This is a genomic window from Streptoverticillium olivoreticuli subsp. olivoreticuli (genome assembly GCF_003391135.1).
GTDB classification, from domain to species: Bacteria; Actinomycetota; Actinomycetes; order Streptomycetales; family Streptomycetaceae; genus Streptomyces; species Streptomyces blastmyceticus.
The window spans coordinates 5,845,344-5,858,983 of sequence record NZ_CP031455.1; the positions used below are offsets into that span (position 1 = coordinate 5,845,344).

Sequence of the window (13,640 nt, forward strand, 5' to 3'; positions counted from 1 at the left end):
AAGCCTTGTGGGTGAAGCCGAGGGGGTTGTCCACAGGCAGGTTGTCCACAGGGCTGAACACGCACCGCCTCCCGTACGTATGGTCGGATGACGACAGAGACGGAGAGGCGGCGGACGGCATGACACTCCTGGGTCGCGGGGAGGCGGTGGGCGGTGGCGCGGGCGGGCGACGGTCCGCCCTGTCCCGGTACGCCCTGCTGCCGCTGAGGATCTTCCTCGGCGTCACCTTCATCTACGCCGGGCTCGACAAGCTCACCGACGCAGCCTTCCTCGCGAGCGGCGGGGCCGGCTCCCTCGGCGAGCTGCTGCGCTCGGTGCGGGACACCAGCGCGGTCCCGGCCCTGGTCGACCTCGCGCTCAAGAGCCCGGTCGGCTTCGGCTACGCCATAGCCCTCGGGGAGCTGGCGGTGGGCATAGGCACCCTCTTCGGTGTGCTCGCCCGTGTCGCGGCGGCGGGTGGTGCCCTGATCTCGCTGAGCCTGTGGCTGACGGTGAGCTGGTCGTCCACGCCCTACTACTACGGCAACGACCTCGCCTATCTGATGGCCTGGCTGCCCTTGATACTCGCGGGCGCGCCGTATCTGTCGGTGGACGCGATATGGACCCGCGGCCGCCGGGACCACGCGCGGCGGGGCAGGCTCTTCGGCTGACCCGCCATCGCGCCGAGCCCCGCGGGGGATCGCCGGCTCTGTCGGCCCCGGCGGCCTCAGCGCAGGGACCGGTCCACGGGCTCGGCCGCGTCGCCGCCGCGGGTCCGGTGCCGGCGCACCGCGAAGGCGAGGGAGGAGACCAGCCCGGCCACGCAGAAGCCGACGCCCAGGGCGGGCAGCACGGCGTAGGAGGGGAAGCGCCAGGAGCCGTGGGCCATGGCGAGATAGGCGAAGCAGCCGCCCAGCAGCACCAGTCCGACGACGAGCTTGCCCGGCTCGAATTCATGCCGCCGCACGGTCCACCTCCACCTGGCCGATGCCGACCTTCAACCGGATCTCCAAGGTGCCGCGCGAGGACTGCCCGACGCGTGGCTCCAACGTCAGATGCTGCTTCTGGCCCGGCCTGATGTCGACGTCGTCGCGGCCCTCGCCGGGCATCCGGATGTCACCGACGCCCACGTCGACGGTCAGCTTCGTCGTCACGTCCTCCGGGACCACCAGCCTGAGCTGTCCCGCGCCGACCTCGGCGGCAGTACGGACCGGGGTGTCCTTCGGCCACTGCAGGCCCGTCAGATCGAGCACGCCCACGCCACTGCCCACCCGATAGGTGTCCTGCACGGCGGTCGCGCTCGCCGGGTGCCAGGTCGACCGCCTCCAGTCGGTGGTGACCGACTTGGGCAGCGCGGCCGCGCCCGCCAGCAGCGCCGCCGTCAGCACGGCCATGACGACCGTGCCGCCGCCCGTGCGCCCGTACAGCGAGCTGATCGCGATGCCGAGCCCGTAGACCCCCAGGGCGCAGGCCAGACCGATCTCCAGGCTGGTGCCCAGCGGCTGGTGGTGCCAGGACAGGCCGGAGCCGAGCGCGAAGAGGAGGCAGGCCAGCAGGAACGTCCAGCCGCCGAGCGGGCGGGGGCGGCGGACCGGGCGGGACCGGGTGCGCCTGGCGGTCTCCTTGTCGTACGGACCGTCGTCGGGCCCCCACAGATAGCCGGTCTCCGAGCCCATGGGGCCGGTGGTGCCGTCCTTGACGATCGGGTCGCGCCACCACGACGGGGTGCCCGGAGCGGGCGGCGCCTTGGTCTCCGGAGGGGCCTCCACGGTCTTCTGTGTCTTCTGCGGTTTCTGAGCGGTGGCGGCCGTCTCCTCGGCGGCCTCCGGCCGGTGGCGGTGGATCGACCAGTAGGCCGCCCCGGCCATGGCGAGCGTCAGCATCAGCGAGAACGACATCACCGCGCTGTTGTTGAGCATGGAGAGGAACAGGCCGCAGCCCACCAGCGCGCACAGCACGGCGGTCAGGGCCGGGCCCTCGACCCGCCCGGACAGCAGCCGCTTGCCCTCGTTCTCCTCGTCGCCCTCCAGCGGGATCAGCAGCCAGGCGAAGCCGTAGACGATCAGGCCCAGGCCGCCGGTGACCGCGAGCACGCCCAGCACCACTCGGAAGATGACGGGGTCGAGGTCGAAGCAGCGGCCGAGACCGCCGCACACGCCCGCGACCACCTTGTGCTCACGGCTGCGCCGCAGCGGTGGCCGGACATCCGGCGGGGAGCCGTGAACCGCGCCCGCCTGTTGCGCGTCCTCGGTGGTGGGTGTGTCGGTCATACGGAACATGGTGTCAACCGGAACGCGCTTTCGGCACACCTCACAACCCTGGCCGTTCCCTGAGATCACCCCTGAGACGGTGCCGGATATCGTGGCGCATCGAACACTTACGGGGGAACCGGAGGGGTGCACGGTGTCTGAGTCAGTGTCCGGGGCCGCGGCGGTGGGGCCGGGGTCGGACCGCGGTCGGCTGGTCGCCGGCCGCTACCGGCTGCTCGACCGGATAGGCCGGGGCGGCATGGGCACCGTCTGGCGCGCCGAGGACTCGCTGCTGGACCGTCAGGTCGCCCTCAAACAGCTGCACGTCTCGCCCTATCTGGACGAGGACGAGCTCGCCACGCTCTACGAGCGCACCCGGCGCGAGGCCCGCAGCGCCGCCCGGATCAACCACCCCAATGTGGTCGTCGTCCACGACGTGGTCGAGGACCGTGGCCTGCCCTGCATCGTGATGGAGTACGTGCCGTCGACAACGCTCGGCGACGTCCTCAAGGACGGCACGATCACCCCGGACGAGGCCGCCCGGATCGGCCGCGGCATGATCGCCGCCCTGCGCGCGGCCCACGCGGCCGGGGTGCTGCACCGTGACGTCAAGCCCGGCAACGTCCTGCTCGGCGACGACGGGCGCATCGTGCTGACCGACTTCGGCATCGCGCACTCCACCGGCACCTCGACGCTCACCAAGACCGGCGAGATGGTCGGTTCGATCGACTACATCGCGCCCGAGCGGGTCAAGGGCGCCAAGCCCGGTCCGGCCTCCGACCTGTGGGCGCTGGGCGCCACGCTGTACCAGGCGCTGGAGGGCCGCCCGCCGTTCCGCAAGGACACCGCGGTCGAGACGGCCTACGCCATCGCCATGGACCCGCTGCCGCCGCCGCGCCACGCGGGACCGCTCACCAGGCTGATCGAGACGCTGCTGGCCAAGGACCCGGCGATCCGGCCCCCGGCCGAGCTGGCCGAGCAGATCCTGCGGGAGCCCGCCGCCGAGTCGGAGACGGCGGTGCACCCGACGGTGTCGGAGGCGGTGCCGCCCGCCCGCGAGGGGGAGCGGCCGCCCGGGACCCGTACGGACACGCAGGCGCGTACCGACGGCGCCGGTGCCGCGGACGGCGGCCGTCGTGCCGCGAGCGAGGCGGCGACGGAGGTCAGGACGGAGCCCGCGCCCGTCACCCCGCCCACGGACGGCGGCAGCGGGGCCCGCAAGGGGCGCGCGCTCCTGTGGAGCGCGGTGGCCGTGGTCGCGGCCGCGGGGATCGCGGGCGGCCTCTACCTCGCGCTCCAGGGCGGCGGCGGATCCTCCGAGGAGACCGTCGCCCGCGAAGAGCCCGGCAAGGAGGCCGCGTCCGGCGGGCCCCGGCCGTCGGCGCCCCCGAGCCCCGCCACGCTCTTCTCGCCGCCTCCCGTGCCGCCCGGCTACCGGCTGGTGGAGGAGAAGAAGCTCGGCGTGTCCTTCCCTGTGCCCAACGGCTGGACCCGGCAGGAGAAATCGGCGGTGGAGGTCGACTACATCGACCCCACAGGCCGGGTCGACCTCAAGATCAACGCGCTCGACTTCGCGGGACCCGACCACCTCCAGCACTGGAAGGACGTCGAGGGCCAGCTCAAGACGGAGGTCAGCGGCTACAGGCTCAAGCGCATGCAGCGGACGCGCTTCCGCGACGAGCCCGCGGCGGTCTGGGAGTTCACGTTCAAGGGCCGGGCGCGCGACTACCGCGCGATCGACCTCGGGTTCGGGCGGGAGGGCGGCAAGGAGTACGCGATCTACCTCTCCGCCCCGGCGGCCGACTGGGACCACCACTTGCCGGTCTTCGACGCGGTGAGCGAGGGCTTCAGACCCAGGCGGTAGCCCGACCCCGGGTCTTGTCAGGGTCGACCCTGATGCCCCCTGCCGCTCCCGCGTGTGACGATCGGACCATGACCACCGCCACCCCCCACGCCGACGACCGCCCCCTGCGCAAGCTCTACCGCAGCGCCGAGGGACGGATGCTCGGCGGCGTGGCGCGCGGCCTCGCCGGGCACCTCGGGGTGCCGGTGTCGTGGGTGCGCATAGTGTTCCTGGCGCTGCTGCTCGCCCAGGGCATGGGCGCGGTGCTCTACGCCGTCTTCTGGTTCGTCGTGCCGCTCGGTGTCGGCGGGGTCGACGCGCCCCGCCCGGCGCCCGTGGAGACCTACCCCGACGGGCGGCGTGGCCTCTTCGCCCGCAAGCCCGACCGGGGACAGGTCTTCGCGCTGATCGCGCTCGTCATCGGCGCCGCGATCTTCGTCGACAACCTCCACCTCGGCCGCGCCAACGCCTACATCTGGCCGCTGCTGCTGGTCGGCGCGGGCGTCGCCCTCGTATGGCGGCAGGCCGACAACGCCCGGCGCGCGCACTGGATGGAGGTCAGCCGCCGCAAGCGCGTCCTGCCGCTGGCACGCGGTGCGGCGGGCGTCGTGCTCGCGGGCGTCGGCGTCACCGGCATCGTCGTCCTCCAGGGCTCGGCCGAGCACCTGGGCACGGTCCTCCAGGCGTCACTGGCCGTCCTCGTCGGCATCGCGCTGCTGGCGGGCCCCTCGGTCGTCCGCATGACCCAGGACCTCTCCGCCGAGCGCACCATGCGCATCCGGGCGCAGGAGCGGGCCGAGGTCGCCGCCCACGTCCACGACTCCGTCCTGCACACCCTCACCCTGATCCAGCGGAACGCCGAGGACCCCCGCGAGGTCGCCCGCCTCGCCCGGGCGCAGGAGCGCGAGCTGCGCGCCTGGCTCTACAAGCCGGAGGGCCGCGGCAAGGACGAGGCCGAGGAGCCCACCACCCTCGCCGACGCGGTCAAGGCCGCCGCCGCCGAGGTCGAGGACCACCACGGCGTGCCCATCGAGGTCGTCGTGGTCGGCGACTGCCCCCTGGACGAGCGGCTGGCCGCACAGATGCAGGCCGCCCGTGAAGCCATGGTCAACGCCGCCAAGTACGGTGGCGAGGGCGGCGCCGTCCAGGTCTACGCCGAGGTCGAGGGGCGTACGGTCTTTGTCTCCGTGCGCGACCGCGGCCCGGGCTTCGACGTGGACGCGGTGCCGGACGACCGGATGGGCGTCCGCGAATCCATCATCGGCAGGATGCAGCGCAACGGCGGCACGGCGAGACTGCGCTCCGTGCCCGGTGGGGGAACCGAAGTGGAGCTGGAAATGGAGAGGGCGTCATGACGACCGAAGAGACGGCGGAGCGCCATGTGCGGGTGGTCCTGGTGGACGACCACCGGATGTTCCGGACCGGGGTGCAGGCGGAGATCGGGGCCACCGACCGCACGGGCGTCGAGGTCGTGGGGGAGGCCGCGGACGTCGACCAGGCGATCACGGTCATCACCGCGACCCGCCCCGAGGTCGTCCTCCTGGACGTCCACCTCCCCGGTGGCGGCGGCGTCGAGGTGCTGCGCCGCAGCGCTCCCCTGATGGCCGACCCGGAGAACCCGGTGCGCTTCCTCGCGCTGTCCGTCTCGGACGCCGCCGAGGACGTCATCGGCGTCATCCGCGGCGGCGCGCGCGGCTATGTCACCAAGACCATCACCGGCACCGACCTGGTCGACGCCGTCTTCCGGGTCAAGGACGGCGACGCCGTGTTCTCCCCGCGGCTCGCGGGCTTCGTCCTCGACGCCTTCGCCTCCACCGACGCCCCGCCGGTCGACGAGGACCTGGACCGACTCACCCAGCGCGAGCGCGAGGTGCTGCGCCTGATCGCGCGCGGCTACGCGTACAAGGAGATCGCCAAGCAGCTCTTCATCTCGGTGAAGACGGTGGAGTCCCATGTGTCGGCGGTGCTGCGCAAGCTCCAGCTGTCCAACCGTCACGAGCTGACCCGCTGGGCGACCGCCCGCCGGCTGGTCTGAGGCGTCCGTCCCGCCCGGCCGCTCCGTCCGGCGGCCGGGCCCGGCGGGAACCTGCGCGGCCCCCAGGCCATCTAGAACGGACGAGAGGCTCTCACTCCCGCAGGGCCGAGGCCCCGGACGGGCCCTTCGATCCGAAACGAGAGCCCGATGAGCCTGACGGGGACGCCCTTCCTCCTCACCACGATCGTGCTGGTCGTGGTGGCCCTCGCCCTGCCGCTGACCCTGTGGGGCAAGGTCGGCGGCCCCAAGGCCGTACGGCACGTCACCCGGTTCTTCATGCTGCTGTTCGCGCAGGCGACCGCGATCACCCTGGTGTTTGTTCTCGTCAACAACGCCAACGGGCTCTTCGACAACTGGGCCGACCTCCTCGGCACCGGCAACCACGTCCGGGCCGCCGCCGATCTCGGCCCCGACGGCACCGGCGGCAAGTCGGTGAAGGACGAGCCGAAGGTGCTCCAGAAGTTCACGCCCGCGTCGGACAAGCGCATGGGCGCCGGGGTCCAGGAAACCCAGCTGAAGGGGCACATATCGGGTGTGGAGGGCGAGGTCTACGTCTGGCTGCCGCCGCAGTACGACGACCCCGCGTACCAGGACAAGAAGTTCCCCGTCGTGGAGGTGCTGCCCGGCTTCCCCGGGTCGGCGAAGGCGTGGTTCGGCTCGCTGGAGGTCAATACGCAGCTCAAGCCGATGATGGAGAAGGGCGAGGTCGCGCCCTTCATCATCGTGGCGCCCCGCACGACCCTCCTCGGCGACGTGGACACCGGCTGCGCCAACATCCCCGGCAAGGTCAACGCCGACACCTGGCTGAGCGTCGACGTCCGCAAGATGGTCGTCGACAACTTCCGCGCGGAGGACAAGCCGGACGGCTGGGCCGTCGCGGGCTACTCGGCGGGCGCGCACTGCGCCGCGAAGCTGGCCATCGCCCACCCCGACCGCTACCGCGCCGGTGTCAGCCTGTCCGGCTACAACGACCCCTCGGGCGAGCCGGCCTCCCTGACCGCCAGGACGCCCGAGCTGCGCGACGAGAACAACCCCTGGAAGATGCTCCAGCGGGCCAAGACGCCGCCGCGGGTGGCGCTGTTCATCTCCGGCGCGGAGGGCGACGGCTACCAGGGCGGGATGGCGATCAAGCAGGCGGCGAAGGCGCCGACGACGGTGGACGTGGTGAAGGTCCCGGCGGGCGCGGGCGGCCATGGCACGGTGGTCTGGGAACACCAGGTCCCGGACGTCTTCCGGTGGCTGACGAAGCAGATCAGGCACTGAGCGGTGGGTGCGGGTTGTTCCCCAGTCCCGCCCCTTCCCGAAACCGGGGGCAAGCCCCCAGACCCCCGGGTGCGGATATTCAGCCCGTCCGGCGTTTGAGGACGCGCCCGCAGGGCGCTCCGCCGCAGGCGGCAACGGAGCCGCACCCGGCAACAGACGCTCACTCAAGCCGGCCGCGCCGCCCCGGCGAAAGGCATTTCGTCGACCGGGGCCAGCCGCACCGGAGCGCCCGGGTGCGGTGCGTGGATCATCTGTCCGTTGCCCACGTAGATGCCGACATGGCTGACGCCGGAGTAGAAGAACACCAGGTCCCCGGGTGCCAACTGACCCCGGGCGATCCGCCGGCCGGAGTTGATCTGGGTGTAGGTCGTACGCGGCAGTGACACCCCCGCCGCCTGCCACGCGGCCTGGGTCAGACCGGAGCAGTCGAACGCCGACGGCCCGGTGGCCCCCCAGACGTACGGCTTGCCGAGCGCCGCGTACGCGAAGGCCACGGCCTTGGCGGCGCGCCCCGTGGTGGAAGCGGTGTGGACGGCCTGTGCCGCGGCGGGGACGACGGCGGCGACGGCGTGCGCGGGGGCGGAGGTGATGTCGCCCTGCTCGACGGCCGTACGGGCCGGGGCGGGCATCCGGTCGAGCAGCTGCCGGGCCTCGTTGAGCTTCGCCTCGATGGTGTGCTTGTCGCGCGCGATCGAGGACTGCTGGCGCTTGAGCTCGGCGAGCCGGGTGCCGGCGGTGGTCCGCACCTGCTGGACGTCCCGCAGTTCGTGCCGGAAGCGGTCGACCGCGACGGCCTCGCGGCTGCCCGCCTGGTCGGCCAGGGACGCCCGGTCCAGGTACTGGCCCGGTGTGGACGACAGCAGGAGCCGCATGCCCGTCGGGACGCTGCCGTCGCGGTACTGCGCGGTGGCCACGGAGCCCAGCGCGTCCCGGGCGGCGTTGAGCCGCTGGGTCTTGCGCGCCGCCTCGTCCTGCAGGCCGCCGAGCGCCGTCTCCGCGGCGTGGGCCTTCTCCTTCGCACCGTTGTAGCGCTCGGTGGCGACCTCGGCCTGCTGGTAGAACCGGTCGACCCGGTCCCGCAGCTGGGCGGTGGTCAGGCGGGGGGCGGCATGGCCGGTGCCGTCGAGCAGGGTGGCGGTGGCGGCGCCCGCCAGGGCCAGTGTGGCCGCGGTCCGCACGGTGTTGCTGGTGAGCGGGTGCTGCTTGGGCTTTCGGTGCGATGCCACGTCGGCCGTCACTTCCTTCCACACCGGCTGGTGGTGCTGGTGGTGCGGTTCGCGCTGGTGGTGCTGACTTGTCCCTGTCCTGCCGTACGGCTTGTCGCGGCCGTGCGGCCCAGACGGCGGCGGCCCGCCAGGAGGGGGGAGAGCGCGGACCGCCGCCGTCTGGGGCAGGACGCTAATCCGAGGGGTCACGCCCGAGAACGCACATGACCGGTACTGGATGGAATCGGCCATGATGCGACTGCCGTTGATCGAGCGGAACGCGTCGGTACGGATGGATATATGCCGTGCGTGATCGAAGTGACGATTGAGGCCCACCTCGCCGTCGGGGGGTGCTATGGCCCCGGCTAGGGTCGGTCCTCATGGACGTACTCATTCACGCCGTCGTCGGCCTCCACATCATCGGCATCGCCGCCCTGCTCGGCGGCTTCATGACCCAGATGAAGGCCATGGGCAAGGGCGAGGCGCGCATGGTCCCGGCGATGCTGCACGGGGCCCTGACGATGCTGGTCACCGGCATGGCGCTGGTCGGCCTGAACCAGGCCCAGGGTTACACCCTGGACACCTTCAAGATCGGCGTGAAGCTGGCGTTCCTGATCGTGATCCTCGGGCTGGTCTATGTGAAGCGGGACGACGAGAAGGTCGAGGCGGCCGCCTTCGGCACGGTCGGCGCGCTGACCGCGGCCAACATCTTCATCGCGGTGCTCTGGACGTAGCCCCGCGATCCCCGGGCCCGGCGCGGATCATGGCCGATTCGCGGGGTGCCCGGGGAAGTGGGACCGGCTGTCAGTGGGGCGGCCTAGACTCGGGAGGCGATGAGCAGCCTCTTTGACGACAGCTTCCTGGCGGATCTCGGCCCCAGCGGCGAGGAGCCCCCGCCGCCCCCGGAGGACGCGGCCCCTGAGCCGGTGCCGCACGACCTCTTCGGGGGCGCTTTCGACGCGCCCGTGCCCCGGGAGGCGTATTACCGCGACGGCGCGGCCCGGCCCGCCGTCGACCCCGCCGCGCTGCTGGAGGGGATGAACGACCAGCAGCGCGCCGCCGTGGTGCACACGGGCTCGCCGCTGCTGATCGTCGCGGGCGCCGGGTCCGGCAAGACGCGCGTGCTCACCCACCGCATCGCCCACCTGCTGGGCGCCCGCCATGTCCACCCCGGCCAGATCCTCGCGATCACCTTCACCAACAAGGCCGCGGGCGAGATGAAGGAGCGCGTCGAGGAGCTCGTCGGCCCGCGCGCCAACGCGATGTGGGTGATGACCTTCCACAGCGCGTGCGTGCGGATCCTGCGCCGGGAGAGCAAGAAGCTGGGCTTCACGTCCTCCTTCTCGATCTACGACGCCGCCGATTCCAAGCGGCTGATGGCGCTCGTCTGCCGGGACCTCGACCTCGACCCGAAGAAGTTCCCGCCGAAGTCGTTCAGCGCGAAGATCTCCAACCTCAAGAACGAGCTGATCGACGAGGAGGACTTCGCGGCGCAGGCGGCCGACGGTTTCGAGAAGACGCTGGCGCAGGCGTACGCGATGTACCAGTCGCGGCTGCGCGAGGCGAACGCGCTGGACTTCGACGACATCATCATGACCACGGTCCACCTGCTCCAGGCCTTCCCGGACGTGGCCGACCACTACCGCCGCCGCTTCCGGCACGTGCTGGTCGACGAGTACCAGGACACCAACCACGCGCAGTACACCCTCGTGCGCGAGCTGGTCGGCACCCCCGACAACGCCCCCGAGGACGGCGTCGCCGAGCTGTGCGTCGTCGGTGACGCCGACCAGTCGATCTACGCCTTCCGCGGCGCGACGATCCGGAACATCCTCCAGTTCGAGGAGGACTACCCGGACGCCACCACGATCCTGCTGGAGCAGAACTACCGCTCCACCCAGACGATCCTCAGCGCCGCCAACGCCGTGATCGAGCGGAACCAGAACCGCCGCCCGAAGAACCTGTGGACCGAGGCCGGGGCGGGCGCGTCCATCACCGGCTATGTCGCCGACACCGAGCACGACGAGGCCCAGTTCGTCGCCGACGAGATCGACCGGCTGACCGACGCCGGCGACGCCAAGGCCGGCGACGTCGCGATCTTCTACCGCACCAACGCCCAGTCGCGCGTCTTCGAAGAGATCTTCATCCGCGTCGGCCTGCCCTACAAGGTCGTCGGCGGAGTGCGCTTCTACGAGCGCAAGGAGGTCCGCGACGTGCTCGCGTACCTGCGGGTGCTCGCCAACCCCGAGGACACCGTGCCGCTGCGGCGCATCCTCAACGTCCCCAAGCGCGGCATCGGCGAGCGCGCGGAGGCGATGATCGACGCGCTGTCGCTGCGCGAGAAGATCAGCTTCGCGCAGGCGCTGCGGCGCGTGGACGAGGCGTACGGCATGGCCGCGCGCTCGGCCAACGCGGTCAACCGCTTCAACGTCCTGATGGAGGAGCTGCGCACCGTCGTCGAGTCGGGGGCGGGGCCCGCGACCGTCCTGGAAGCGGTGCTGGAGCGCACGGGCTATCTCGCCGAGCTCCAGGCGTCCACCGACCCGCAGGACGAGACCCGCATCGAGAACCTCCAGGAGCTGGCGGCCGTCGCCCTGGAGTTCGAGCAGGAGCGGGAGGGCGAGGATCAGGGCACGCTCGCGGAGTTCCTGGAGAAGGTCGCGCTGGTCGCGGACTCCGACCAGATCCCGGACGAGGACACGGAGGGCACGGGCGTCATCACGCTGATGACCCTGCACACCGCGAAGGGCCTGGAGTTCCCCGTCGTCTTCCTCACCGGCATGGAGGACGGCGTGTTCCCGCACATGCGCGCCCTCGGCCAGACGAAGGAGCTGGAGGAGGAGCGGCGGCTCGCCTATGTGGGCATCACCCGGGCGCGCGAGCGGCTGTATCTGACCCGGGCGAGCATGCGCAGCGCCTGGGGACAGCCCGCGTACAACCCGCCGTCGCGGTTCCTGGAGGAGATCCCCGAGCAGTATCTCCAGTGGCGCCGCACCGGTCCCGCGACGCCGTCCGCGTCGATGGGCGCGGTCTCGGGGCTCACGTCCGGCTTCTCGTCGTCGCGCACCGGCGGCGGCAAGAAGGCGGGTCCGAGCGGCTTCGCGACGCGGCGCGCGAAGGACCGGCAGGTGGTGGCGCTCGCCGTCGGCGACCGGGTCACGCACGACTCGTTCGGCCTGGGCACGGTCGTCGGCGTCAAGGGCAGCGGTGACAACGCGGAGGCGACGGTCGACTTCGGCGCGGAGAAGCCGAAGCGGTTGCTGCTGCGGTACGCGCCGGTGGAGAAGCTCTAGCCCTGACGAGGCGCGCTTGTTCCGGCTGAGCTCAGCCGGAACAAGCGCGGTGGGTATGCCTAGGTCGGGTCCAGGTCGTGCGCCCGGAGCCACGGCAGCGGGTCGACCGCCGAGCCGCCCGGGCGGACCTCGAAGTGGAGGTGCGGGCCGGTGGAGTTGCCGGAGTTACCGGAGTAGGCGATGACGTCACCGGCCTTGACCTGGCCGGAGCGGAGCTTGGTGCTGCTGAGGTGGCAGTACCAGGTCTCGGTGCCGTCGGGCGACGTCACCATGGCCATGTTGCCGTAGGCGACGTTGTACTGCGTACGGACCGTGCCGTCGGTCGCGGCCATGACCGGCGTGCCGTAGCTGACGGGGAAGTCGATGCCGGTGTGCACGGACATCCAGTTGACGCCGGCCTGTCCGTAGTACGCGCTCAGCCCGTGCTGGGTGACGGGGAGCGCGAACTTGGGGCGCTCGGCCTCCTTGCGCGCCGCCTCCTCCGCCTTGCGCTTCTTCTCCTCCTCCTGGCGCGCCTTGAGGTCGAGGCGTTCCTGGGTGCGGGTGGCGCGGGTGGCGAAGTCGTCGGCGCCCCGGCTGAGCCCGGCGAGCTGGGTGTCCAGCTTGCTGTTGGCGATCGAGGGCACGGCCGCGGCGTCCGGAGCGGAGGCCGCCTGGGTCTGTTTGGAATCGCTCTTGCCGCCGCCGGAGACGGAGGCGGCGGCGATGCCCGCGACGCCCATGACCGCGACCGACGGCACGGCGACGGTCAACAGGGCCTTGCGGCGCGGCCGGTAGTTGGTCCGGGAGGGTGCGCCCTTGCGGCGGCTGCGGCTCTGCGCCGGGATGCCCGGTCCGGTCGGCACGTCCTGCTCGTCCCCGGGCTCCGGCGGCTCGATCACCGACATGGTCCGGGTCTCGGCGTCGGCGACGGACCGGGCGCCGGGTCCGGGGTCCAGGTCGGCGCCGGAGAGGTCGACCATGAGGGTGGGGGTGCGCTGTGCCTCGGGCTCTTCCACGGCCGCGTACGCGCCGGCGTCCCAGGTCTGCGTCTGCTGCTCGCTGACATCGCCCCAGCCGGCGGCCTGCTGCCGTCCCCAGTCGGGGGCCGTCCCGGTCGTCGCGTGCTGTCCGGTGGTGTCCCAGCTCTGGGCGTGGACGGAGGTGTCGGGGGCCCAGCCGCCGTCGGCGAACTGGCCCCAGCCGGAGCCGGAGGTGTCGTACGCGCCGGCCGTGTTCCAGGAGCCCGTGTCCGGGGCCTGGGCGCCGCCCGGGTGGCCCCAGGCGGAGGTGTCCCACTGGCCGGTCTGCCCGGTGTCGTAGCCGGTGAACTCCCAGGTCTGGGTCTGCCCGGTGGCGCCCTGGTCCCAGCCGCCGTCGGCGAACTGGCCCCAGCCCGAGGTGTTGCCGCCCCAGGAGGCGTCGGGGGAGTGGCCCCAGGCGGAGGTGTCCCACTGGCCGGAGTCCTGGCCTTCGTAGCCGGGGTAGCCGTGCGGGGTGGCCTGCTGCTCGTACGACGTGTAGTGCCCGTAGGAGATGTCCTGAGCGGGACCGGCCGGGCTCGAGCCCGCCGACGGGTGACGGTCGTTCACCACCACTTCTCTTTCGCCTCGGGAGCAGGAGAATTAGCGGCGACTGTACCCGGCGGTTCGGGATGGCGACAATCTTCGTCACGTTTCAGGTGGTCCTGGGGCGGGCATTTGGCCGCCTTTCGGTGGACTGAATCCCGGGAAACCGATTTGACGTTCGATACTTGTTCGGTTTTCTGTCGGGCGGATTCGAGTTTGTGCCCCCTCA

The 13,640-nt window shown here is 71.9% G+C and carries 11 protein-coding genes; 7 read left to right on the forward strand and 4 right to left on the reverse strand.

The annotated features are described in order from the left end of the window. Positions 1 to 119: 119 nt before the first annotated feature. On the forward strand, positions 120 to 650 hold the full coding sequence (locus DXZ73_RS25980; RefSeq protein ID WP_116213461.1) for a DoxX family protein: 531 nt from the start codon (positions 120 to 122) through the stop codon (positions 648 to 650). A 56-nt stretch (positions 651 to 706) separates the two neighbouring features. Here DXZ73_RS25980 and DXZ73_RS25985 read toward each other — a convergent pair whose 3' ends face one another. Next, a complete protein-coding gene (locus DXZ73_RS25985; protein ID WP_116213462.1) occupies positions 707 to 946 on the reverse strand; it encodes a hypothetical protein in 240 nt (79 codons plus the stop codon). After that, positions 933 to 2,249 (reverse strand): PspC domain-containing protein, encoded by a 1,317-nt coding sequence (locus DXZ73_RS25990; protein WP_116215858.1) that lies wholly within the window; start codon positions 2,247 to 2,249, stop codon positions 933 to 935. The genes DXZ73_RS25985 and DXZ73_RS25990 overlap by 14 nt, the downstream gene beginning before the upstream one ends. Positions 2,250 to 2,487: 238 nt before the next feature. Here DXZ73_RS25990 and DXZ73_RS25995 point away from each other — a divergent pair, with 238 nt between their 5' ends. The 4 genes from DXZ73_RS25995 (at position 2,488) to DXZ73_RS26010 (ending at position 7,369) form a co-directional block, all read left to right on the forward strand. Continuing rightward, on the forward strand, positions 2,488 to 4,092 hold the full coding sequence (locus DXZ73_RS25995) for a protein kinase domain-containing protein (RefSeq protein WP_240351786.1): 1,605 nt from the start codon (positions 2,488 to 2,490) through the stop codon (positions 4,090 to 4,092). Positions 4,093 to 4,160: 68 nt separating this feature from the next. Beyond that, the gene (locus tag DXZ73_RS26000) at positions 4,161 to 5,426 is read left to right on the forward strand and encodes an ATP-binding protein (RefSeq protein WP_240351491.1); all 1,266 of its coding nucleotides are present in this window, start codon (positions 4,161 to 4,163) and stop codon (positions 5,424 to 5,426) included. Next, a complete protein-coding gene (locus DXZ73_RS26005) occupies positions 5,423 to 6,106 on the forward strand; it encodes a LuxR C-terminal-related transcriptional regulator (RefSeq protein ID WP_116213465.1) in 684 nt (227 codons plus the stop codon). The genes DXZ73_RS26000 and DXZ73_RS26005 overlap by 4 nt, the downstream gene beginning before the upstream one ends. 147 nt (positions 6,107 to 6,253) lie before the next feature. Beyond that, positions 6,254 to 7,369, forward strand: a complete 1,116-nt coding sequence (locus DXZ73_RS26010; RefSeq protein WP_116213466.1) for an alpha/beta hydrolase — start codon at positions 6,254 to 6,256, stop codon at positions 7,367 to 7,369. Positions 7,370 to 7,533: 164 nt separating this feature from the next. Here DXZ73_RS26010 and DXZ73_RS26015 read toward each other — a convergent pair whose 3' ends face one another. After that, complete coding sequence (locus DXZ73_RS26015) at positions 7,534 to 8,595, reverse strand: NlpC/P60 family protein (protein ID WP_240351492.1); 1,062 nt, start codon at positions 8,593 to 8,595, stop codon at positions 7,534 to 7,536. Between the two features lie 359 nt (positions 8,596 to 8,954). Here DXZ73_RS26015 and DXZ73_RS26020 point away from each other — a divergent pair, with 359 nt between their 5' ends. Further along, positions 8,955 to 9,308 carry a hypothetical protein gene (locus DXZ73_RS26020; RefSeq protein WP_116213467.1) on the forward strand — a complete coding sequence of 118 codons (354 nt, stop codon included), beginning with the start codon at positions 8,955 to 8,957 and terminating at the stop codon, positions 9,306 to 9,308. A 99-nt stretch (positions 9,309 to 9,407) separates the two neighbouring features. Beyond that, positions 9,408 to 11,864 (forward strand): DNA helicase PcrA, encoded by a 2,457-nt coding sequence (pcrA, locus tag DXZ73_RS26025; protein ID WP_116213468.1) that lies wholly within the window; start codon positions 9,408 to 9,410, stop codon positions 11,862 to 11,864. A gap of 59 nt (positions 11,865 to 11,923) precedes the next feature. Here the strand turns inward: pcrA and DXZ73_RS26030 are convergent, their stop codons facing one another. Further along, positions 11,924 to 13,435 carry a M23 family metallopeptidase gene (locus DXZ73_RS26030; RefSeq protein WP_116215860.1) on the reverse strand — a complete coding sequence of 504 codons (1,512 nt, stop codon included), beginning with the start codon at positions 13,433 to 13,435 and terminating at the stop codon, positions 11,924 to 11,926. Between the last annotated feature and the right edge of the window lie 205 nt (positions 13,436 to 13,640).

What these genes read in the sequence shown, in the direction of transcription:
- DXZ73_RS25980 (WP_116213461.1), top strand. Translation starts at nt 120, where the DNA reads ATGACACTCCTGGGTCGCGGGGAGGCGGTGGGCGGTGGCGCGGGCGGG.
- DXZ73_RS25990 (WP_116215858.1), bottom strand. Translation starts at nt 2,249, where the DNA reads ATGACCGACACACCCACCACCGAGGACGCGCAACAGGCGGGCGCGGTT.
- DXZ73_RS25995 (WP_240351786.1), top strand. Translation starts at nt 2,488, where the DNA reads ATGGGCACCGTCTGGCGCGCCGAGGACTCGCTGCTGGACCGTCAGGTC.
- DXZ73_RS26000 (WP_240351491.1), top strand. Translation starts at nt 4,161, where the DNA reads ATGACCACCGCCACCCCCCACGCCGACGACCGCCCCCTGCGCAAGCTC.
- DXZ73_RS26005 (WP_116213465.1), top strand. Translation starts at nt 5,423, where the DNA reads ATGACGACCGAAGAGACGGCGGAGCGCCATGTGCGGGTGGTCCTGGTG.
- DXZ73_RS26010 (WP_116213466.1), top strand. Translation starts at nt 6,254, where the DNA reads ATGAGCCTGACGGGGACGCCCTTCCTCCTCACCACGATCGTGCTGGTC.
- DXZ73_RS26020 (WP_116213467.1), top strand. Translation starts at nt 8,955, where the DNA reads ATGGACGTACTCATTCACGCCGTCGTCGGCCTCCACATCATCGGCATC.
- pcrA (WP_116213468.1), top strand. Translation starts at nt 9,408, where the DNA reads ATGAGCAGCCTCTTTGACGACAGCTTCCTGGCGGATCTCGGCCCCAGC.